Source organism: Desulfovibrio sp. GTC20076 (assembly GCF_055385905.1).
The window spans coordinates 1,005,382-1,027,500 of record NZ_AP039366.1 but is presented as its reverse complement, the minus strand read 5'-3'; the positions used below and the strand labels follow the sequence as shown (position 1 = coordinate 1,027,500).

Genomic DNA, 22,119 nt, shown 5'->3' with positions numbered 1-22,119 from the left:
TACCGCATCGGCGAGTTTGTGCAGGAGCGGGCGGCGGGGCATTCGCGTCGTTCGGTCAAGGCGCTTCTGGCGGCACGCCCGAGCACCGCCCATGAAATGCTTGATGACGGCACTACGCGGGACGTCCAGCCAGAAGATCTTGGCCCCGGCAGCCACATCCTTGTACGCCCCGGCGAAAAAATCCCGCTTGACGGTACCGTGCTTGAAGGCAACTCGCAAGTGGATACCTCGCCTCTCACGGGTGAATCCGTGCCGCTTCTTCTGAAGCCCGGCAGTCGCGCTCTTGCAGGCACTATCAATCTTAATGGTGCGATCCGCATGGAAGTGACTGCGCCTTTTGCCGAGTCATCCATCGCGCGAATTCTGGAAATGGTGGAAAACGCAGCTGCGCGTAAAGCTCCTACCGAACGCTTCATCACCCGCATGGCTCGCTGGTATACCCCTGCCGTAACCGGCCTTGCCCTGCTTGTAGCTGTGGTGCCGCCCATTATAGGGCTGGGTGATTTTTCACAGTGGCTTTACCGTGCTCTGGTGCTTCTGGTGATTTCCTGCCCCTGCGCCCTGCTCATATCCATCCCGCTCGGCTACTTTGGCGGCATAGGAGCAGCATCCCGCCGGGGGATACTCATCAAGGGCGGCGCTGTGCTGGACAAGCTGCGTGATATCCGCGTGGCAGCTCTGGACAAAACCGGCACTCTTACCGAAGGAGTATTTGAAGTCAACGCCGTACTGCCGGCCCTTGGAACGGACTCCACTGAGCTGTTGCAGGCTGCTGCCCTGGCCGAAAGCCGTTCGAACCACCCCATTGCCCGCTCTGTAATCAGAGCTGCGGAACATGCCAATATCGTTACCGATGATTCGACCATCACGGCGATGCGTGAAATTCCCGGTAAAGGTGTTGAGGCAACCACATACGACACTACCCTTCTGGCCGGAAATGCCGCCCTCATGGAAGCCAACGGCATTGCACCACAAGCAGTAGACATGCCCGGCAGTATTGTTCAGGTGGCTCGCAACGGCCGCCTGCTTGGCGCACTCGTGGTTGCTGACCGCCTCAAATCACAATCGCCTGAAGCCATTGAACAACTGCGGCATCTGGGAGTGAATACCATAGCCATGCTGACTGGCGACCGTGAAGAGCAGGCCCTTCCTGTGGCCCAGAGGCTCGGCCTGGATGTTCTCAAGGCAGGGTTGCTGCCCGAAGGAAAAGCCGAGGCCCTTGAATCTCTTGGCCCGGTAGAAAACACCATCTTTGTGGGAGACGGCATCAACGATGCTCCTGTTCTGGCCACAGCGGGGGTGGGGGTCGCCATGGGTGGACTTGGCTCGGAAGCGGCCATTGAAACTGCTGATGTTGTGATTCTTGACGACAATCCCGCACGCCTGCCCGAACTGCTGCGCATTGCCCGCCGCACACGCACCATTGTGTGGCAGAACATTATTATGGCTCTCGGCATCAAGAGCCTGTTCATGGGGCTTGGCATCGTGGGCCTTTCCGGCCTGTGGGAAGCCGTATTCGCAGACGTGGGCGTAGCTCTTATGGCCGTGCTCAACGCAGCGCGCGCCGGAAAGATTGAACAATAAAAGAAGCCGGAGGGCAGGAAACATATTGAAATGTCCTGCCCTCCGGCGTCCATTGCACATTGGCAAGAGCGGCCGCGCTTCGCGCGGTTTCAGGCTGAATTATTCTCAACGCCATACCCCGCCGTTTCAAGAACCATGAGGGCCGTGGCCAGCCGGTCCTGCTTTACCAGCACATAGTCGGTATCAAAAGTAGACACCGCAAAAATACTGACCCCGGCCTGGGCCAACACCGTCGACAGGCCAGCCAGTACCCCTGTAAGGCAGAAGTCCAGCTGTCCAGCCACACGAAACGCTCGCCAGCCGTCTTCGCGCGCCTCACACGGTCGGGGGACATCTTCCTGCAAGCAGACCACAGAAAGCTCGGCATCCGTTTTACTCACAAAAAGCCACTGGACTGTCAGGTCCACTGCCGACATGTCGGACACTTTGCAGATAGAAAACTCGCCCGGCAACACCTGAAGTATCATGTGCTCTCCAATTGTCACGAACCGCCGCCACACCGGCAAAGCAACTTTGAGCGGATGTGTACGGCAGGTGTTGTTTCATCCCGTCCCACCGTGCTTCTCCCTGTCCCGAATGTCCGGCCGCGTGAACACTGTGTGGGGGGGGCACCACAGCTTGCCGATGCTAAAAAGAAATGGGGACACGAAACGGTCTGACAGCCGCGAGGCAAGCCGCAAAACTCCGCCTGCTTGCAAGAAACTTCCGGTTGCGTATCAGGAAAGCAGCAATTTCAGGTGGGTATAAGCCCGTGCGGTGGCCATACGGCCACGCGGAGTACGTTTGAGAAAACCGCACTGGATAAGGTACGGTTCATAAATATCTTCAATTGTGCGCACTTCTTCAGAACAGGCGACCGCCAGCGTTTTTATGCCTACCGGGCCGCCATCATAGTGTTTAATAAGTACTTCCAAGAGTTTACGGTCCATCTGATCCAGACCGTGCTCATCCACGTCCATGCGCTTGAGCGCAACGGAGGCTTCATGTCCGTTCACCTGCCCGTTGCCGTGCACAAGAGCAAAATCTCGTACGCGACGTAGCAGTCGGTTGGCAATACGCGGCGTGCCACGTGAACGGCGCCCTATTTCCTCCGCACCATCAGGCGTGATGGTCACACCGAGAATGCGGGCGGTTCGCTGCACCACCCGGGCCAGATCAGCCGAACTGTAATACTCAAGCCGTGCCACAATACCGAAACGGTCGCGCAAAGGGGAAGAAATAAGCCCCATGCGCGTGGTGGCTCCCACCAGGGTAAAGGGTTCAAGGTCAATCTTCACGGTGCGGGCCGCTGGTCCCTGACCGATAACCAGATCAAGCTTGAAGTCCTCCATGGCCGGATACAGCACTTCTTCAACCGCGATGGGCATGCGATGAATTTCATCAACAAAAAGAATATCGTGGCTGCCAAGATTTGTGAGAATAGCGGCTAAATCGCCACTGCGTTCAAGCACCGGCCCTGAAGTACACACAAGGTTGACGCCAAGCTCCGTGGCCATGATCTGGGCAAGCGTAGTCTTGCCCAAGCCGGGGTTGCCGTAAAAAAGCGTATGATCAAGCGCTTTGCCACGTTCACGGGCAGCGTCTAAGTAGACGCGCAGGTTGGCCCGCAGGTCATCCTGACCGATAAAATCTTCCAGACTGCGCGGCCGTACGCTTTCATCAATATTGACGGCCCCCTGGGGCTGACAAGTTTCCGCCATCAGGCTCTCCCCCTGGCCAGGGCCTTCAAGGCAGCCCTGAGCGCGCCGGTCACATCCAGATCAGGTTCTTCATGCAGCAGCTTTTTGACCATCGGGGCACACTCATCTTCAGCGTAGCCCAGGTTGGCAAGGCCATCGAGCACATCCCTGAAGACGGATCCCGGCCTTTCCCCCGTGGAAGCCAGCACCGCAGCCTGCGGAACATCATCCACCTTGAGTTTGTATTTAAGTTCCAGAAAAACATGCTGCGCGGTTTTCTTGCCGATGCCCGAAACACGGGTGAGGGCCATCACGTCTTCTTCAAACACGATGCGTCGCAGATCTTCGGGCCTGTAAATGGAAAGAATGGACAAAGCGGTACGCGCTCCCACCTTGGATATGGATATGAGTACCTCAAACGTCTGCCGCTCTTCAAAAGTGGCAAATCCGAAAAGTTCAAGCGCGTCTTCGCGCACGGCGAGACTGGTATACAGGGCAAGGTGCTCTCCCCGGCCTGGCAGGACGGACAGGGTATGCGCAGGCAAGGCCACTGCATAGCCCACGCCGTTTTCGGTAATGAGCAGACAGGTGTTGCCCCATGTTTCGGCCAGGCGGCCCTCAAGATAGGCTATCATGGATTCCTTGCGGGTCAGATGGATAATACCGGCAGCACAGCCCCACAGGTGCGCATACCGCAGCCAGCATAACCGAATGCCCTGTTTTTTCAAATAGGCCCCACCGGGCTTCAGCCGCCGATGCCTACCATCTGCCTGGCGGCCACCTCGTCTCCGGAGCGGTTTGCCAGCAATTCCGCTCCCACAGGTTTTTCCGTGCAGGCCTTACGTATGGTCCGCTCAATATCGGCGTCTGTCATGGCAGGGTCGCGCAAAAAATGGCGCAAGGCATACTCCCTGTCATCAAAAAGACAGGTGCGCAGATTGCCATCGCTAGTGAGTCGCAGCCGATTGCAGGAGCCGCAAAAATGGCAGCTGACTGCGGTAATAAAACCGAGACGCCCCTTGCCGCCTTTCACCCGGAACATACGGGCGGGACCGGCCTCGGCCCTGTCTTCTTTTTCGGGGACAAGGCGTACCCGACGTTCCGCTTCGGCGCGGATATCCGCAGCCGGCCAGAATGTGCCGGCATTCCAGAGCGTTCCGCTGCCCATAGGCATGAATTCAATAAAACGCAGGTCAATGGGCATGGTTCGTACCGCGTGGACAAAGTCGTCCATCTGCCCGTCATTGACGCCCCGCATGGCCACGGCGTTCACCTTTACCCTGATGCCCGCAGACAGCAGCCTGTCCAGTGCCGACAACACGGCAGGCTGCATGTCGCGCCCCGTAACCTTGGCGAAAGTTTCCCGGTCAAAGCTGTCCAGAGACAAGTTGACGGCTTTGACCCCCACCTGACGCAACAGCGGAATATGTGGCTCAAGCAAGGTTCCGTTGGTAGTAAGGCGCAGGTCCATATCCGGAAAACGCGAGTGCAGCATATATAAAAAGCCGTCACAGCCTTTTCGCGCGAACGGCTCCCCCCCGGTCAGGCGCACCTTGGTCACCCCAAGGCGAGCCATAATGCCGACCATACGCGCCATTTCCTCATACCGCAGCACCTGCGTATGTGGAATACAGGTCTGTCTGGCATTGCTGCAGCAGTACATGCAGCGCAGATTACAACGATCCGTGACGGAAAGTCGCAAATAACGCACAACACGGCCATGGCCGTCCACCAGAGGCGCAGGAGCAGAAAAGTCTGCCCGCTCGCAAGCTGTCCCCACGCCTTCTTCAACATCATGCCTGTTGCCAAGAAGCGGAAATGGATTTACATCTGCCTGCATGAAATACCTGCTTATGGGAGCGGCCCTCGCGGGCAGCCTGAGTTTTTCCCTGTGTGTCCCCCCGGAAATCCGGGCTTGGGATGGTTTTGACGCTGCCTCCACCGACCTTGTAGAAGTAAACCCCGACCGTGTCCCTTCGCCGGGCGAAACGGTGGATGTGCGCAATTACGACACTGACACCACCGAAACCTGCCTGGTGGAAAGCGTTTCCCGTAATGCGCGCACGGTGGAACTGGTGGTACGAACCTCCGCGGGGGCAACCCGTACCCTTGTAATGGAAGGCCGGTAAAAAACAGGCGGGAAGCGGCCGTTCAGGCCGCCCCCCGAACCTTACTGGCTGATTCCGCCGTCCGAGCCGCGTTCATAGCCGGGCAACAGAATACTGGCACTTTCGGCCTGTCCCTGCCCTTTGGGACATTCGGACTGAAGGTGGCAGATTTCGCAGCCGCCGCGGAAAGGAAAATGCGTAACAACTGCATAGCGGCGCATAAGCACCGACGAACCGGGCCTGTATTCAAGGCCCATTTTTTCCAGAGCCGCGCGCAGTGCTTCCGTGGGCCGGGGCGATGGAGCACAGCCGGCATCTTCCACCTGAGGCAGCATAGCCTGCACAGCGCTCATGCACATAAACTGGGCGAGATTGTTGATCATAAACCCGTCAGATGCTGATTTTTCCCAAGCCTCGTCCACATCGACCTCGATGGATTCCGGCAGCCAGACCGCAAGATATGATATCTTGCCTGTAAAGATTTCACACACCTTCAACTGCGGCAGCCACTGGCCCCACAATTCGACCAGGCGCTCCAGCACCGCCCCCCCGAGCCGTTTTTCCTGGCTCATGACCATGAAGCCTTCCATGTCAAAATAGGGCTGGATGTCGTGTGTCTTTACACTGGCCTCGTTGCCCGCACTGTTAACCTCGCTCACATGCGCTCCTTGGAAGAAAAATACGCGGCAACACGCCGCCAAAGCAATACGCCCACATCCGTCAACCAGACGCGCGTACTCCCCGACTGATAGTTTAACCAAGGGACGGGCATCGTCAAGGGCCATGCGCGCAAATACCGTCGGCTTCATACAAACGCGCCATCATGTACCGGCGGCTGCGAAACGGCCGGTTCACGGTTTTACGCGCTCCTGACCGTCATGCCCGGCTTTACTTGGCAGGACAGCTTTTTTATCATATGCCTTTGCCCCATACGTCATGAACGAAGAAAAGGAATCCGTATGAACAAAGCCAACGCACACCCCGCCAAAATCCGCTACAGGTACAAAATGGACGAAGACGCCCGCCTGCAAACGGCCCACGGCGTATGGGGGGGCATCAACCCCCAGGGCGAAATAGAAATGAATTTTTATCATGAAAGCGACTCACTGCCCGCTTTTTCCGAGCAGCTTGTGGCTCCTGACGGCTCCATCGGGCACGAAATGATCCCGGGCGAAGAAGATGCGCGTGAAGTTACCCGCTGCATCCACAGCCGCATACTGCTCAATTACCATACCGCCCGCGCCGTGCTGGACTGGCTGGAAGACCGCGTGGCCGCTCTGGAAGAAGAAGAGGCCTCCGGCATGTACGAGGCAGACCTGGACATTGAACAATAGTAATCATGATCGAAAAATCTTATCATATCATTACGTTCGGCTGCCAGATGAACGTGCACGACTCCCAGTGGCTGGGCCGTGCCCTCACAGCTCGCGGGTTTGTTGAAGCTGCACTTGAAGATGCGCAGGTGGTGGTTGTCAATACCTGTTCCGTGCGTGAAAAACCGGAACAAAAGGTCATGAGCGCCCTTGGCCGCATCCGCCACGTTACTGGCGGCAATCCCGATGTGCTGGTAGGGGTCGCAGGCTGCGTGGCGCAGCAATTGGGTGAAGGGTTTTTCAGCAAGGAAAGCCAGGTGCGCCTGGTGGCGGGCAGCGACGGCATAAGCGGTGCGCCCGCAGCAATCGAACGCCTGCTGGAAGAGCCGACCCTGCACTTGTCATTGCTGGATTTCACCAGCCACTATATCGAACGCGAGGCCGGTCCGGGAACATCCGGATCCTCCTCAGGCCCGGTGGCCTTTGTCAACATCATGCAAGGCTGCGACAACTTTTGCGCGTATTGCATTGTTCCCTTTACCCGGGGACGCCAGAAATCGCGCTCGGCAGCCGCTATCCTTGATGAATGCCGCGCCGTGCTCGAGCGGGGCGCGCGCGAGATCACACTGCTGGGGCAGAATGTCAATGCCTTCGGCCAGGATAAAAGCGGCGATGGAACAAGCTTTGCACAGCTTTTACGCCAGGTGGCCGGTCTGCCCGGGCTTGAGCGCCTGCGCTATGTCACCCCTCACCCCAAGGATATGGGACCGGAAGACGTAGCCGCTTTTGCGGAATTGCCCCAGCTATGCCCCCGTCTGCACCTTCCCCTGCAGGCCGGATCAGATGTGGTACTCAGGAGCATGCGCCGCCGGTACGACAGCGCGGCATTCTTGCGCCTTGTGGACGATCTGCGCGCCGCAAGGCCGGACCTCGCCCTGTCCACTGACCTGATTGTGGCTTTTCCCGGTGAAACGGAAGAAGACTTTCAGGACACACTTGCCATGATGCGTGCCTGCAACTTCATGTCCAGCTTTTCTTTCATATATTCCGACAGGCCTGGAGCCAGGGCCGCGCTTTTTCCAGGTAAAATCGCTCCGGACGTGGCCCAGGACAGGCTGCGGCGGCTTCAGGCCCTCCAGGACGACCTGGGAGCACGCTGGCTGGCGGCCCGGGTTGAAAACAGGGACAAGACAACCCTGCTCATGGAAGGCCCAAGCCCCAAACCGGGCGAAAGTGCCGAACCAAGCTGGCAGGGGCGTGACCCGTACGGAGTACCGGTGCATGTACCGTTGCCCGCCGGGGCTGATCACACAGGTTTTCTGGTGCAAACCGTCATTACAGAGGCCAAGAAGCACAGCCTGCTGGCCGTGCGCACGGGGGAGCCATGGTAGAGATGCGTGTTTTCGGCCTGACCATTGACCCGCAGACCAAAACCCCCATCGTGATACTGCGCGAAATGGAAGGAGAGACCGTACTGCCCGTCTGGGTGGGGGCAATGGAAGCCATGGCCGTTTCGCTTGTACTCAATAAAGAAAACCTGCCCCGGCCCCTTACGCACGATCTTTTGCTTATGGCACTGAGGGCGCTCAAGGCCGGGCTTGTCAAAGTGGAAATCACCGATCTCAAGGATGGGGTATTTTTTGCCCTGCTGGTGCTGCAAGGCCCCGGCGGGCGCGTACGTGTGGACTGCCGCCCTTCGGATGCCATAGCTCTGGCCATGCGGGCCGAAGCACCGATCATGGTCAACGAGGACGTGCTGCGCCGTGCCGCCGAAGCTCAGGAAAAAGCCGAACAGCGCCTGCATGAGGAAGTCCTTTCCCCTGTGCCTGACGCCGCTACCGACATGGTGCGCAAGGCCGGGGCGCGCAAAGAGGCAGACATGCTGCACAGCCGGCTGCTGCACGGCACGGTTCTTTCTGATGATATTGATCCGGAAGAAGAACGCCGCTTTCGTGAAATGCTGCGTTCGCTTGAACCCATCTCACGGCGAAAAATGTAGGAAAACGGCTTTTCCATAAGCTTTCTAGAAAACTTTCAATGCCACCTAACATAAAGTTTTTATTTAATTAACAAGCAAAAACACTTCCCGGCCCGGCCTAAAGCTTTTTAGCTCCGCTCCGATAGGCTGCCTAGTGGGGAAGAAAAGTATGCTGGACTATCGCCTGTTCAAAGAAATTAATGATCTCTTCGCCGCAGGGCGCCACGACAAGGCGCGACGGCTGCTCATGGAAGTGCAGTCACGCGGCATTGCCCTGCACGATGAGATAAGCATGCTTAAGGTACGCCTGAAAAATCTGGAAGATGCCATCTGTCTTGCCGAAACACTGACCCTTGAAAAAGGGTTTTACTGGCTGTCTGCCGGTGGATTGCGCCAAGGTCCCTTCTGCCCTCGCTGCTATGAATACGAAGGCGGACTCATTCGCCTGGAGCGCGCCCGTGGCTCCCTGTGTTGCCCCTATTGTCATGCGACCTATCAGGGAATTCAGAATGAGGCGGAATACAGCAGTAATGCCGCAGGCAGACAGGCCCGCATTATCCCTTTTGCCCGCTGAGGCCCTTGCCTATACGCCATCATCCCTGTAGCATTCAGTACAGGAGCACGGCGGCAACAGCCCCTTCGCCTCCAGGAACTCTCCCTGTCCGCCAAGGAATGACATGACCCGCCCCGCCGGCCTGAACATACTCCTTCTCTGCGAAAATGAATCGCTGTCAAGCCTTGACCGTCGTGCCCTGCGAGAGGCCGGAGCCAGCCGGGTTGAATGCATGACCTCAGGCATAGAGGCTGCCCGAATGCTGGCAGGCCTCGATGCTTCCGGCCCTGGTTTCACGCCTGACATCGTAGTTTGCTCCCAAAAACTGGCTGATATGGATGGCGAACAGTTTTGTGCCATCCTGCGGCTGCACCCCCTGCTTCTCGGACTGCCCATTCTTCTTCTGCTGCCCAATGACAGTGAGGCCGAGCAACTCAGAACCCTGGGATGTGGAGCCAGCGCCCTTCTTGCGCGCCCCTACTCCATCAATGTGCTGAAAACGCACCTGGATTCACTTGCCGCCACGGCATCAGGCACGCAGCAGTTGCAGGCTGCCCGGCAATACACGGATACCAGTGCTTTTGATCAGGCCCTTGATACCTATGGCATGCTGCTCAAGCCAGTGCGCCAGCCCGAGGATTATTTTCGCGTAGGCATGCAGTGCCTGCAACAGCGGCAGTGGAATACGGCCATCAACGCTTTTCAGCGTGCTTTGGGCGGCGCCCTTATCCAGGGACAGGCTCAGCTCGGCATGGCCGTGGCGTGGAAGGGCAAGGGCGATATGGCCCGCTATCGTCACTACCTTGGCCTTGCCGCAACGACCTTTGTGCGGGCTAAAAACTGGCATCGCGCGCGGGCAGTCTATGCGGGTCTGCTCAGGGAAGACCCCGAAGCAAAAAACCCTTTTCTGTCCGAATCTTTTCAGCTCATACGGCAGGAAAGATACGATGAGGCCGCAGAAGTACTATCCCACGGGCATGAGCTTATCCCCCGCCGTCAGATGACTGAACGTCTGGCCCAGACCTGCCTGAGCGCCGACCAGCCACAGCACATGCTGGAAAAGCTGGAAGACAGCCTTGGCCGCATCATGGGAGCCGCCGCCGGAACACTGGCTGACGACATACGGGCCAATCTGGAAGGTCTGGCCCGCCAGCAGGAAGAAAAACGCCGACAGGAAGCGGCGGAAACGCAGTGGCGCGCCACACGTCAGGCGGCCCGGCAACGTGAAAATGCCGAACAGGCTGAAGCCGCCAGGGCAATGGAAAACTCGCAACCAGCTGGAACCGTTACAGGCCGGTCCGGCAGCGCGGCATCAGACGCCGTTTCCCGGTCAAATTCCGCGGACGCAGTGCCGCGCGAAACGAGTTCCCATCCGTTACCTGTCCCGCCGTGGGGGCACGATCAGGATCAGGTTGGAGCGGCGCGTTTCATGCAAACACCTTCAGACGCCCGGCAGCATGCACAGGGCAGGAACACGCTTGAAGAAATCAGTGAGGAGCCGGTTCTGGAACCACTGAGTGAAGCCGAGGGAACAAGCGGCCTGTTCAACAGCAAACCAGGACTCAACGAACTGTTGTCCGTCATGAAATATACTTGGAAAATGGCCCGCCTCCGCAAACAGTGACCTTTCCATGCCAGCCCGACGCGCCTGTCGAAGGATTGTCGCGCAGGCGGCCTGCCTCATCGCCTTATGCGGCTGAACACCACCTGCGGTGCAAGACTGTGCAGAAAGCGCACTCGCGACAGGTAGCACAGAGCGCCGAAGCCCAAAGCTACAATATAGGCAATCCAGAAACCCTCAGCTCCCAGATACGGCACAATAATATTGGTGCGTGCCAGCGTGAAGCCCAGGGGCAGGCCAATGACCCAGTAGGCAATAAAACAGATGACGGAAATAACACGTGTATCGTTATAGCCCCGCAAAATTCCTATACCTGTGACCTGAAGGCCATCCACCACCTGATAGGCCGCCTGAAAAAGCAACAGGTGCATGGCCAAAGCAGTTACTTCCGGATTGTCCGTATAAATGCGCACGATATTCTGCCGGAACGATATGGTGATGGCAGCAATTATCAGGGCAAAAACAACGCTGAGTACAAGGGCCGTACGCGCGGCCATTCTGGCTCGTTCCAGGTCCTGTGCGCCCAGGCAGCGGCCCACGCGGATCGTCACGGTCATGCAAAGAGAAAGCGGAACCATAAAGGCCAGTGAACCGAAGTTGAGGGCGATCTGGTGTCCAGCCACCATAATGGTCCCCAAGGGGGCCAGCAGGATGGCGCTGAGAGCGAAAAGTGAAACCTCAAAGAACAAGGCCAGAGCGCCAGGCATGCCGATGCGTAAAATCCGCCAGATCAGGGGTGCATCAAAACGCGGCAGGCAGTTTTCCTGTGCTTCCCGGGCAGGTTTTTCACCCGTTTTTCTGCAGTTACGCCAAAGTGGCATAAATAACGGGCGCACCTGGGCACATTGCGGGTCCCGGTGCAAATAAAAAAACATACCCAGTGCCATAGACCAAAAACTTATGGCCGTAGCTACCCCACAACCAACGCCGCCCAGTTCGGGCATGCCGAATTTGCCGTAAATAAAGATAAAATTACAAGGTATGTTTACGGTCAGGCCAAGCATACCGATGATCATGGCTGGCCGGGTGCGGGCAAAGCCCTCAAGAAAACTGCGCAAGTTCACAAACAGCATGAAGCCCGGCAGCCCCCACATGATGGCCCGCAAAAAGCCTCCGGAAATGTGCGCCATTTCCGGATTCAGGCCAAATGATTCCATATTCCAAGAAATTGTATAAAAAAGGCTCATCAGAACGATGCTCAGCCCCAAGGTCAGCCACAAGCCCTGCCGCAATAAATGGGCCGCCTTTTCAGGCCTGCCCGCCCCGACAACCTGTGCGCTCAGGGGCGGCAAGGCCAGCAGGCAACCGATACCCAACAGGGATATGGGAACCCATACGCTGCTGCCAACGGCCACAGCGGCCATGTGCTCGGCGCTATACTGCCCGGCCATGGCGGTATCAACAAATGTCATGCCGGTCTGTGAAAGCTGCGCAATAAAAATCGGCAGGCCGATACTGTAAAAACGGCGGGCTTCTGCAAAAGAAAAATATTTCTGAAACATGTGAGGTATGGGGGTTGTGGGTAGTTCGCGAAGTGCAGCGGCAAGCCGCTGCAAGTCCGGCAGACAAAAAAGACCGACCTGGAAACGGTACTGCCGCAATCGCCAGCACTGCGAACGATAAAGGAAGTATTTTTCCCGTGCGCCGCTTAGAAAACTATAGCGTAAAAAATGATGACATATCCAAGGAACAGTTCAGCCTTCCCGGCGGCTCTCCTTAAAATACGGCCATGCAGCACGGCTGTTTCGCCCGTTCAGGCAGGCATACGACTGTGTTGCAAACCCTGAACGCGCCACAAGGCCGCATCACACGCCCCGCTGAAAACAAGAACGCTTGCGCTGGACTCCGGCTGGCAGGTGGTGAAGTCTTCATCACTTTTGCAATGCCATATTCTGCTGCCAGCGGCCTGTCAGCAGCGTGACGCAAAAGCAATATTCAGACTTCTACCGAAAAAGTAAACCGCTTCGATTTTCTCACGTTGTGCTGCGCCTAACGCGCCTCCCGGCCGCATCCGCCTTGTTGTAAAAATACGGTACTTTTCAGTATATCTTAGCGTAAAAACAGCCCTTCCGCCGGCAGTTTTTTTCCTGAAAGCTCCGCAGCCCGACCTACAAGATGCTCGATGGCCCTACGCCCTTCACCACCAAGGTCAAGGCTGAAATTCGTCACAAATGTTTTGATATGTGCCTGTGTAACGCTGTCTGTCATTTCCTGCGCATGTGCGCACACGTACTGCCTTGAGGCTTCGGGGTGCGCGTTGGCGTGTGCCAGGCTGCCGGTAATGGCTCCCTGTACGCGCCGCGCGAGCGGCAACGGCACATCACGCCGCACAGCAATGGCTCCCAGCGGCAGGGGCAAATGAAATTCGCTTTCCCACCATTGGCCCAGATCAAGCACCTTGGTCAAACCCAGTTTTTCGTAAGTAAAGCGCCCCTCATGAATAACAAGCCCCATGTCCGCTTCACCCCGCGCCACGGCGGGCATCACATCGCTGAAAAGCATTTCGCGCCGTGCCCCTTGAAAACCGCCATGCAAGGTAAGCAGAAGGTTGGCAGTGGTCAACACCCCCGGCACTGCCACAGTGGCGTTTCTCCATTCCTGGGGCGAAAGTTTTTTTCGCGCAACAACCAGTGGTCCGCATCCCCAGCCAAGTGCAGCGCCGGAAGACAGCAGGGCGTAGCTATCCATAATTTCAGCTACCACACCAAGGGATATCTTGGTCACCTCAAGCTGTCCCCGACGGGCAAGGGTATTCAGTTCTTCCACATCAGCCATATGGGGTTTCAGAGCTGCCGGGGCCGGTACAAGGCCGTGCAGAAGAGCGTGAAAAATATAGGTGTCATTGGGACAGGGCGAAAGCCCCAACCCTAAAGACTGGAAACCGTTTTGTGGAAAAGCTGAAGACATATATTCCTCACATTGACAGCTTGCGGCGGGCGGCCTACTCTGCTTGCGGCCCTTCCGGCCCAATCAACCCCACAGGATTTCATCATGTTAGACGCTGCATACTACGCCGCACTGGGCCTTTCGTCCATCCATGAAAAAGTGCTTTCAGGGCAGCGGCTGAGCTTTGAAGACGGCCTTGCCCTGTTCCATTGTCCCGACGTTACCGCCGTGGGAGCGCTGGCTCTGCATGTGCGCTGCCGTTTGCACGGACACAAGGCTTTTTACGTGGTAAACCGGCAGATCAACTATACCAATGTTTGTGTCAACGGCTGTACGTTTTGCGCTTTCCGGCGAGATGAGGAAAACGAAGCAGGCGCGTTTGCCCTGAGCCTTGATGACGTGCTGGACCGCCTGCGCGACGCGGACTCTACCCCACTGCACCTTGACGAACTGCACATAGTGGGCGGCTGCCACCCCACGCGGCCTCTTGCGTGGTTTGAAGACATGATACGCGCCGTGCGGCATTTTAATCCAAACTTGCCTGTAAAAGCTTTTACGGCTGTGGAGATTGAACATTTCTCACGGCTTGAAGGCATCAGCACCCTTGAGGTTCTTCGACGGCTTCAGGCAGCCGGGCTGGTCATGATGCCAGGCGGTGGCGCGGAAATATTTGATGAAGAACTGCGCCCGCAGATTTGTCCTCACAAGGCCGATGCAACCGCATGGCTGCGCATTTCCGGCGAAGCACACAGCCTGGGCATCAAGACCAACTGCACCATGCTCTACGGCCACCTGGAAACCTACGAACACCGGATCGACCACCTTTGTCGCCTGCGTGAGCAGCAGGATAAAAGCGGCGGCTTCACCTGCTTTATTCCGCTGCCCTTCCTCACAGAAAACAGCCGGCTCAAGCTGCCGGAAGACAAAGTTGGCCCGCAGCGCGGCCTTGACCAGTTGCGCACGGTGGCAGTCTCCCGCCTTATGCTGGACAATATTCCCCACCTTAAAGCCTACTGGATAATGATGGGCCACAAACTGGCCCCCCTGGCCCTGTGGTACGGCGCCGATGATTTGGATGGAACCATCATCGAAGAACGCATCGGCCATATGGCTGGCGCCCAGTCGGCGCAAGGCATGACCATTGCCGAACTGGAGCATGTCATCCGCGCCTCGGGCTTTACGCCTGTTCGCCGTAACGCCACGTTTAACACCCTCAATGATACCGACAGTCCGGAGGCGCGCCAGTGAGCACCTTTTCCCCCGCACACAGCCCCTTTGTCATGCATGGCGAACAAGATAAGGATTTTGCCGATGTGCGCGAAGCCGCAGCCCTGGCCGCAGCCGGTCAACGGCTTGACCGCAGCGCCGCAGAAATTCTGTATTACAAGGCCGACCTTCACACACTCGCGCAGCTTGCTCATGCCATGCGCTTGCGCCTGCATCCTGACCCCGTGGTTACATATGTAGGCGACCGCAACATCAATTATTCGAACGTATGCGTGTGCGCCTGCCGATTCTGCGCTTTTTTCCGCGCCCCGGATCACGAAGACTGTTACGTCATAAGCCGGGATGAAATGAGCCGCAAAGTGGAAGAAACGTTGGCTCTCGGCGGTACGCAGATATTGCTCCAGGGCGGTCACCACCCCGACCTGCCGCTGGAATGGTATGAAGATCTTTTACGCTGGCTGAGGCAGACGTGGCCGCAGCTGCATATTCATGCCTTTTCACCACCGGAAATATTCTTCTGGGCTGAAAAATTCGATATTTCTGTTGCCGAAGTGCTGCGCCGCCTGAAAGAGGCCGGTCTGCATTCCCTGCCGGGCGGCGGGGCTGAAATCCTGCATACTGGCATACGCGCCCAGGTTTCACCCAATAAATGCACTGCTGAGCAATGGCTCGATGTTATGGAAGAAGCGCACAAGCTGGGGCTGCGCACCACCGCCACAATGATGTTCGGCCATGAGGAAAAAGCCTCGCACAGATTGGACCATCTTTTTGCAGTGCGTGAGGTACAGGATCGCACCCACGGTTTTACCGCATTCATTCCCTGGACCTTCCAGCCTGCCCACACACGTATCGAGGTCCCCCCCCTGCCTGCCCCGGCCTACTTGCGCCTGCTGGCAGTTTCGCGTCTTGTGCTGGACAACGTGCCCAACATCCAGTCCTCCTGGGTGACCATGGGGCCACAGGTGGCCCAGTTGGCTCTTTTTTACGGGGCCAACGACTTCGGATCCCTGATGATCGAAGAAAACGTGGTGGCTGCGGCAGGCGTATCCTATCATATGAGCCGGGCCGATATTCACAAGGTCATCCACGCTGCGGGCTTCACCCCCATACAGCGCACCATGGACTACAGGGCTGTAGACCCGCAACCGGATGTGAAACTGTAACAGGACGGACCATAGCGGGAAAAGGTGTGCCCGGGCGTTTTGCCCATTGCAGGCAAACCTTTCCGCGCCGGATTTTGCGGCGTTTGCTCGCCAGGCAGACGCCGCTCACTTCAGCAAGGGTATCACCATGACCAGTGTCACGCCGCAGCCTGTGCTGCGCATGGGCCGCATAGGCTATCTCAATGTGCTGCCCATCTATCATCCCCTGGAAGCGGGCCTGTTGCCCCACGATTTTGAACTGGTATCCGGGCCGCCAGCCCTGCTCAACAACATGATGGCTCGCGGCGAACTGCATGTTTCGTCCACATCCTGCTTTGAATACGCCTGCCGCCCCGAACGCTACTATCTGGTGGAAGACCTTTCCATTGGCTCACGCGGGCCAGTCATGAGCGTGCTGCTGCTCTCCCGCGTGCCTTTAGACCAGCTGAACGGTGCAGAAATCCTCATCAGCGGAGAAACGCATACTTCTGTGGCCCTGCTGCGGCTGCTCATGCGCGACCGCTACAAGCTTGATGTGAGCTATACCACAGGACAGGTCACCCCTGCCGTGCGCAGCAGTGATCCGCCCACTGCTTTTCTGGCCATTGGGGACGAGGCCTTGCGGTTGCGCAACCATCCGGACTATCCCTATCGCCTTGACCTGGCCGAAGCATGGCGTGACTGGACAGGTCTGCCTTTTATTTTCGGCCTGTGGGTGGTAAGCCGCGCAGCGGCAGATGCAGGGCTGTTTACCAGCGATCCGGGCGAACTGCTGCGGCAGGGACGAAGCTGGAGCTTTGCCAATATGGATGTGATTCTTGACCTGACAGCCCACGGCTGCCCGCTGAACCGGGACGAACTGGCCTTTTACTACAGCAAGGGACTTGTCTACAGCCTGGGCGAAGAAGAACAACGCGGCCTTATGCTCTTTTATGAAAAACTGGCTGCCGCCGGGATAATTCCCTCTGCACCGCCGCTGGAGTTTTTCAGGCTATAGCTTGGCAGAACATCTACTGCCCCGGCGGAGGAACCACAGTCAGATCCGATAACTGCCCGACCTTTCAAGACTTACGTTTTTTGCCCGCACAGACGCGGATGACACTGCTTACCTGAAAACATGACAAAGAGGCTCCCCGCTGTGGCAGGGAGCCTCTTTCATGAAAAAGCCCCAGCATAAACGCAGACGAACGCCTGCCTACGACAGTTTTTTTGCCAGTAACTCGTTCACCAGGGCCGGATTGGCCTTGCCCTTGGTGGTGCGCATGATCTGACCCACAAAAAAACTGATGAGTTTGGTTTTGCCGCCTCTGTATGCTTCCACCTCGGCGGGATTGGCCGCAATAACCGCGTCCACGGCTTCTTCCAACGCCGAAGAGTCGGATATCTGCACAAGCCCTTTTTCTTTCACATACCTTTCGGGCATGACGCCTGTTTCAAACAGGTCGCCAAAAATATCATTGGCAATTTTGGAGCTGATCAGCCCCTGGTCCACAATGCGCACCAGTTCTGCCAGCGCTTCGGGCTTCATGTTCCATGCGGCCGGATCCGCCGCGTTGACGCCCCGGCTGTTACATTCGCGCAGCAATGGGCCAAGCATGAAGTTTGCCGCTTTGCGGGCATCAGAAAGACCGGCGGCGGATTCAAAAAAATCCGCCAGACCACGGCTTTGCACCAGCACTTCAACTTCCGCAGCGGGCAAGCCTGTCATCTCCACAAACCGCGCGGCCCTGGCCTTGGGCAGTTCGGGCAGTTCTGCTTTCCAGCGTTCCATGTCCGAATCAGAAATCTCTATGGGCAGGATGTCCGGGTCAGGGAAGTAACGGTAGTCATGTGCCTCTTCCTTGCTGCGCATGGAGGCAGTAATATTTTTTACCGCATCGTAAAGGCGTGTTTCCTGTACGACTTTTTCGCCGTCATCCAGAAGGTCTTGCTGGCGCGCCATTTCGCATTCAATAGCGCGCTGCACGTTACGGAACGAATTAAGATTTTTCAGTTCCGTACGGGTGCCGAATTCCTTCGCCCCCACGGGCCGCAAAGAGACGTTGGCATCACAGCGAAAGCTGCCTTCTTCCATGTTGCCGTCGCACACGCCAAGATAGGTAACAATGGCATACAGGTCCTTGAGGTAGGCGACAGCTTCAGCCGCAGAGCGCATATCAGGGTCGGAGACTATTTCCACCAGCGGCGTACCGGCCCTGTTCAGGTCCACGTAGCTGATGTTCTCTCCCTGAGCGTGTATGTTTTTGCCCGCGTCGTTTTCCATATGAATGCGGGTAATGCCCACTCTTTTGCAGACGCCATCCACTTCAATGTCCAGGTGCCCGTGCTTGCAGATGGGCAGTTCAAACTGCGATATCTGATACCCTGCGGGCAGGTCCGGATAAAAATAGTTTTTACGCGCGAAAATGGAGCGCGGATTGATGGTGCAGCCTGTAGCAAGGCCCACCAGCGTGGCGAAATGTATGGCCTGTCCGTTAGGCACGGGCAACGATCCGGGCATGCCGGAGCATACTTCGCACACATTGGAGTTCGGAGGCTGGCCGAAGGTTGTCGGGCAGGAACAGAACAGTTTGGAGGCCGTGGCCAGTTGCACATGCACTTCCAGGCCGATAACGGCTTCATAAACGGCCATAAGTCAACTCACTCCCTGTAAAGTAATCAGCTCTGATGAGGAATGCTCGCGTCAAAATACTTGCCCACCCCGTATTCTCCCCGGCGGAAGAAAAGTCTGGGTTCAGGCCCAATGAGCTGCATTTCACGGTTTTTGCTCTGTACATCAAGTGCGATGCGCATTTCTTTAGTGCAGCCCGTCGAATAGGTAGAATCTTTTCCAGACCATTGCGGAGGCACCTTTCGCCCCAACAGGGCAAAGCTTTCCTCAATATCTTCAACTGTCTGAAAACGCCACACATCTATGAGGCCGCTGCGTTGCACGCGTTCCCACATATACATGAGGTCATCCCCGTCCATACCTTCGATAAAATGCTCGGCGGGGTTGATAATCAGAATATTATCCATTTTTTTACGCAGATTGTCTACAAAAGCATGCACAAGGCTGATGGCCGTTGACGTTTCACCGGGTATGCTACCGATAACGCAACTGTAGAACATGATGGTTCGCCCGTGGCTCTTGGCTTCGCGCATGCCCGCGATGATGGTTTCTGCCTGGGCCGCAATGGCGTCTTCGCTGAATTTGCGCGCCCCCCGGGCGTGCTTGCGCAATTTGATATGAAAGCCGTTGCTGTCACGCCAGTAACAGACAATATCGCGTGTAAACTCCTGACTGGTGCCCAGCAGCACATCCGCCGCGCGCCAGCCCTTGCCGAGGACCAGATCCGCCTCTTTCCAGGCTCGTGAAAACGTGACCGACACACGATACAGGTTAAGCCTTTCGCGTGTACCATCGCCGATTACCACAAGCCGATGCTCACGCAGATGCCGCAGCAGCTCGTTTTTGCTCAGCTTGTTTTGCCGCAACACTATGCCGCCACGCAGCCAGGGCCTGAGCGAAGGATCTGTTTCCACATCATCAAGCGTAGGCGCAAAAAAATAAAACCCGGACTTCACCGCGAAAATGACCCTGTGCCCCATGCGGATAAGGCTTTGTGCCATAACAAGGTCGAACAGCACGCCGCCGTCAGCATCGCATAAAAACAGCACTGTACCCGAACGTCCGGCATTGGCCTCAAAATACAGGCGCAGGCTTTCACAGTCTGTCTGGGCTTCTTCCATAGCCCTGCGCACTTCCCCGCCAGAAGGTTTTTTTTCAAGCCAGTCACGGGACATGGCCGAAAGGCAGAGCAGCCGCGCCATCTCCACATAATCCATACTGCGGCGGGCGATGGATATTCCTTTGGGCATCGATCCGCCCGGCATGGCTTCAAGATTCTCGTGAATTTCGGGCAATGCCAGCATTTCCTGCTGGCTGCCGGTTGATTCGCGACGGCGCTCTTCCCACGGGTCGTCTGTCATATGCCCCTGGGCAAGCACAAGGCTGGTCATCCGCTTGACCAGGCGTGACGGAATCAGGGTATGTTGCGCGATATACTGTGAAAAACGGTAACGGCAAAACTGCAAAATGCGCCGCTGCTGCGCCTTGTCGGGAACAAACGAGCGTACCAGCCGCGCGATAATGCGCCACGAGCGGTTATACTGATTGCGCAGTTCGGCTGAAGGGGTTCCGGCGCAGAGCATTGAAAAAGTGGCGTCCGAACAGGGCAAGTACACCTGATCCTGATCCATGTGCACCATAAAAGCCATCTGCTCCGGGCTTGCGATAATATCGGGATTCATGCGGTACGCAAGATTGTTATCCATGAGCATGCTGTACAGCCATGCATCAAAACGAACATTTTGTCCCAGACGGATATCGCACACCTTTGCAGGCGCAAGAGCCTTGTTCACAGCATTTCCCCCGTACAGTTCCCCACAGATCCCTGCAAGACAAAACCTCGGCTGCGCAGGCGCTCAAAAAAGCATGTGCCTTCTCCCATAAAACGCACTGCCGCAGGCAGGCCGGAAATACGCACAAGGTCGTCTTTTTTCAGTTTATGCCCTTCCTGCCCGTCCACCGTAAGATAGCAGTCCGTAGAGCCGCGCAAGATCTGAAGTTCTATGTCTGTCGATCCGGGAAATACCATGGGGGAAATAGTATTCAAAAAAGGACACACAGGCGTGAAGCCGATGGCATCCATAGCAGGATAAAGAAGCGGGCCGCCAGCGGATACGCTGTAGCCCGAACTGCCCACAGGCGTACACAATATGATGCCGTCGCTGCGCAACGACCCCATGCGTTGCCCGTCAACCCATATATCAAGGCAGACCAGCCTGGACAGGGAACCCCGGCTGACAACCACGTCATTAACCGCCGCCCCGCCCTGAATTTCTTCGCCGTCGCGTACAAGCGACCAGCTAAGTGCCATACAGGAGCGAACCGGCTCGTGTCCATCCAGACATTCGGCAAGCTTTTCGCGCCAGTTTTCCGGCTGGGCATCTGTAAGAAAACCGACACGCCCGAAGTTGATACCCAGCACCGGCACATCACTGCCCACAAGGCGCCGGGCGACCCCGAGCATGGTGCCGTCACCGCCAAGCACCACAACAAAGTCAAGGGCATCCGTGTAAAGGGAAGAGTCCAGCCCGGCCTCTACAAGATGTGCTTTGTGACCACGCTCTTCAAGCCACGCGCGAATTTCTTCACCCAGTTGGGCGGCGCGTTCGTGGCGGGCCTTGCAGACCAGTAGAATGTGGCGCTTGAGTTGATTTTGCATAAGGTGACAATTTACGTTATCAAGGCTCTTACCGCAAGCCCGCCGGCCTTACTTGTCAGGGCCGGCGCTTTGACATATGAACAGAAACTTCCTAGCCAAAATCACATAACAAGGCCGCAACAGCCATGAACGACAGCGCTCTTGACATCATAACCGCCCATGCGCGTGACGGCGCCCGGCTGAGGGAAACTTTTTTTGCGGAACAAGCGCCAATGTTGCGGGAAACAGCCCTGCGCATTGCAGCCTGTCTTGCTCGGGGCGGAAAAATCCTGCTCTGCGGCAATGGCGGCAGCGCAGCAGATGCACAGCACCTTGCGGCGGAGTTTGTGAACCGCTTTCTTGTGGACAGGCCTGCCCTGCCGGCTCTGGCCCTTACCACCGACACCTCGGCCCTTACCGCCATTGCCAATGATATGGACTTCAGCCAGGTATTTTCACGCCAGGTGGAGGCACTGGGCCGCAAGGGAGACATTCTTGTAGGCATATCCACCTCCGGCAACAGCCCCAATGTGCTGGCCGCCCTTGAGGCTGCCCGCCGGATAGGCATGCTTACGCTGGGCTTTACGGGCAGGGGCGGAGGCCGTATGGCCGCGCTCTGCCACATGCTCGTGGACGTGGCAAATCCGAGCACTCCCCTTATACAGGAAATTCACATTACTGCCGGACATTTACTGTGCCAGCTGACTGATTATTACCTTTTTGAAAATGTGGCGGCACTTGCGCCCTATTTGCACGCAGACACCGTAAACGAGGATTGA

21 protein-coding genes (1 of these 21 only partly in view) are annotated in these 22,119 nt (G+C 56.9%); 11 read left to right on the top strand and 10 right to left on the bottom strand.

Annotated features, from left to right (window positions below; translation table 11 throughout):
• On the top strand, positions 1 to 1,584 hold the 3' portion of the coding sequence (locus tag ACZ495_RS04450; protein ID WP_012624892.1) for a heavy metal translocating P-type ATPase. The gene continues 507 nt to the left of window position 1, outside the view; 1,584 of the gene's 2,091 nt are visible here — the last part of the coding sequence; its start codon lies beyond the left edge, outside the window; its stop codon occupies positions 1,582 to 1,584.
• A gap of 89 nt (positions 1,585 to 1,673) precedes the next feature.
• Here the strand turns inward: ACZ495_RS04450 and ACZ495_RS04445 are convergent, their stop codons facing one another.
• From ACZ495_RS04445 to moaA, 4 genes are all read right to left on the bottom strand, one after another.
• Positions 1,674 to 2,051: an ACT domain-containing protein gene (locus tag ACZ495_RS04445; protein WP_464262694.1), complete on the bottom strand. Its 378-nt coding sequence runs from the start codon at positions 2,049 to 2,051 to the stop codon at positions 1,674 to 1,676.
• Positions 2,052 to 2,300: 249 nt separating this feature from the next.
• Entirely contained in the window at positions 2,301 to 3,284 is a 984-nt protein-coding gene (gene ruvB, locus ACZ495_RS04440; protein ID WP_012624894.1) for a Holliday junction branch migration DNA helicase RuvB, read from the bottom strand.
• Positions 3,284 to 3,898, bottom strand: coding sequence for a Holliday junction branch migration protein RuvA (gene ruvA, locus ACZ495_RS04435; RefSeq protein WP_012624895.1), 615 nt, complete (start codon positions 3,896 to 3,898; stop codon positions 3,284 to 3,286). Before ruvA ends, ruvB begins: the two co-directional genes overlap by 1 nt.
• Before the next feature lie 110 nt (positions 3,899 to 4,008).
• Positions 4,009 to 5,103: a GTP 3',8-cyclase MoaA gene (moaA, locus tag ACZ495_RS04430; RefSeq protein WP_081428285.1), complete on the bottom strand. Its 1,095-nt coding sequence runs from the start codon at positions 5,101 to 5,103 to the stop codon at positions 4,009 to 4,011.
• Between moaA and ACZ495_RS04425 the strand changes: the two genes are divergently transcribed.
• On the top strand, positions 5,102 to 5,392 hold the full coding sequence (locus tag ACZ495_RS04425) for a DUF5334 domain-containing protein (protein ID WP_041724071.1): 291 nt from the start codon (positions 5,102 to 5,104) through the stop codon (positions 5,390 to 5,392). The genes moaA and ACZ495_RS04425 overlap by 2 nt on opposite strands.
• A gap of 41 nt (positions 5,393 to 5,433) precedes the next feature.
• Here the strand turns inward: ACZ495_RS04425 and ACZ495_RS04420 are convergent, their stop codons facing one another.
• Positions 5,434 to 6,030, bottom strand: coding sequence for a hypothetical protein (locus ACZ495_RS04420; protein ID WP_464262693.1), 597 nt, complete (start codon positions 6,028 to 6,030; stop codon positions 5,434 to 5,436).
• A 300-nt stretch (positions 6,031 to 6,330) separates the two neighbouring features.
• Here ACZ495_RS04420 and ACZ495_RS04415 point away from each other — a divergent pair, with 300 nt between their 5' ends.
• The 5 genes from ACZ495_RS04415 to ACZ495_RS04395 all read left to right on the top strand — a co-directional run bounded on the left by ACZ495_RS04415 (position 6,331) and on the right by ACZ495_RS04395 (position 10,839).
• Entirely contained in the window at positions 6,331 to 6,705 is a 375-nt protein-coding gene (locus ACZ495_RS04415) for a hypothetical protein (protein ID WP_072311976.1), read from the top strand.
• Positions 6,706 to 6,710: 5 nt separating this feature from the next.
• The gene (gene miaB / locus ACZ495_RS04410) at positions 6,711 to 8,075 is read left to right on the top strand and encodes a tRNA (N6-isopentenyl adenosine(37)-C2)-methylthiotransferase MiaB (RefSeq protein WP_464262692.1); all 1,365 of its coding nucleotides are present in this window, start codon (positions 6,711 to 6,713) and stop codon (positions 8,073 to 8,075) included.
• Positions 8,069 to 8,683: a bifunctional nuclease family protein gene (locus ACZ495_RS04405; protein ID WP_012624901.1), complete on the top strand. Its 615-nt coding sequence runs from the start codon at positions 8,069 to 8,071 to the stop codon at positions 8,681 to 8,683. The genes miaB and ACZ495_RS04405 overlap by 7 nt, the downstream gene beginning before the upstream one ends.
• 148 nt (positions 8,684 to 8,831) lie before the next feature.
• A complete protein-coding gene (locus ACZ495_RS04400) occupies positions 8,832 to 9,236 on the top strand; it encodes a hypothetical protein (RefSeq protein WP_464262691.1) in 405 nt (134 codons plus the stop codon).
• Between the two features lie 103 nt (positions 9,237 to 9,339).
• Positions 9,340 to 10,839 (top strand): histidine kinase, encoded by a 1,500-nt coding sequence (locus ACZ495_RS04395; RefSeq protein WP_464262690.1) that lies wholly within the window; start codon positions 9,340 to 9,342, stop codon positions 10,837 to 10,839.
• 56 nt (positions 10,840 to 10,895) lie between these two features.
• Here the strand turns inward: ACZ495_RS04395 and ACZ495_RS04390 are convergent, their stop codons facing one another.
• Complete coding sequence (locus ACZ495_RS04390; RefSeq protein WP_464262689.1) at positions 10,896 to 12,248, bottom strand: MATE family efflux transporter; 1,353 nt, start codon at positions 12,246 to 12,248, stop codon at positions 10,896 to 10,898.
• Positions 12,249 to 12,885: 637 nt separating this feature from the next.
• On the bottom strand, positions 12,886 to 13,743 hold the full coding sequence (locus ACZ495_RS04385; RefSeq protein ID WP_464262688.1) for a 1,4-dihydroxy-6-naphthoate synthase: 858 nt from the start codon (positions 13,741 to 13,743) through the stop codon (positions 12,886 to 12,888).
• 84 nt (positions 13,744 to 13,827) lie between these two features.
• Here ACZ495_RS04385 and mqnE point away from each other — a divergent pair, with 84 nt between their 5' ends.
• The 3 genes from mqnE (at position 13,828) to ACZ495_RS04370 (ending at position 17,088) form a co-directional block, all read left to right on the top strand.
• Complete coding sequence (mqnE, locus tag ACZ495_RS04380) at positions 13,828 to 14,970, top strand: aminofutalosine synthase MqnE (RefSeq protein ID WP_394027443.1); 1,143 nt, start codon at positions 13,828 to 13,830, stop codon at positions 14,968 to 14,970.
• A gap of 32 nt (positions 14,971 to 15,002) precedes the next feature.
• Positions 15,003 to 16,112, top strand: coding sequence for a cyclic dehypoxanthinyl futalosine synthase (mqnC, locus tag ACZ495_RS04375; RefSeq protein ID WP_464262887.1), 1,110 nt, complete (start codon positions 15,003 to 15,005; stop codon positions 16,110 to 16,112).
• Between the two features lie 127 nt (positions 16,113 to 16,239).
• Complete coding sequence (locus ACZ495_RS04370; protein ID WP_012624908.1) at positions 16,240 to 17,088, top strand: menaquinone biosynthetic enzyme MqnA/MqnD family protein; 849 nt, start codon at positions 16,240 to 16,242, stop codon at positions 17,086 to 17,088.
• A 198-nt stretch (positions 17,089 to 17,286) separates the two neighbouring features.
• Here ACZ495_RS04370 and gatB read toward each other — a convergent pair whose 3' ends face one another.
• Genes gatB through ACZ495_RS04355 form a run of 3 tightly spaced genes read right to left on the bottom strand, consistent with a single transcriptional unit; the run spans position 17,287 to position 21,361 of the window.
• A complete protein-coding gene (gene gatB / locus ACZ495_RS04365) occupies positions 17,287 to 18,723 on the bottom strand; it encodes an Asp-tRNA(Asn)/Glu-tRNA(Gln) amidotransferase subunit GatB (RefSeq protein WP_464262687.1) in 1,437 nt (478 codons plus the stop codon).
• Between the two features lie 26 nt (positions 18,724 to 18,749).
• The gene (locus tag ACZ495_RS04360) at positions 18,750 to 20,495 is read right to left on the bottom strand and encodes an ARMT1-like domain-containing protein (RefSeq protein ID WP_012624910.1); all 1,746 of its coding nucleotides are present in this window, start codon (positions 20,493 to 20,495) and stop codon (positions 18,750 to 18,752) included.
• Positions 20,492 to 21,361, bottom strand: coding sequence for an NAD(+)/NADH kinase (locus ACZ495_RS04355; protein WP_012624911.1), 870 nt, complete (start codon positions 21,359 to 21,361; stop codon positions 20,492 to 20,494). Before ACZ495_RS04355 ends, ACZ495_RS04360 begins: the two co-directional genes overlap by 4 nt.
• A 125-nt stretch (positions 21,362 to 21,486) precedes the next feature.
• Between ACZ495_RS04355 and ACZ495_RS04350 the strand changes: the two genes are divergently transcribed.
• Positions 21,487 to 22,119: a D-sedoheptulose 7-phosphate isomerase gene (locus tag ACZ495_RS04350; protein ID WP_072311980.1), complete on the top strand. Its 633-nt coding sequence runs from the start codon at positions 21,487 to 21,489 to the stop codon at positions 22,117 to 22,119.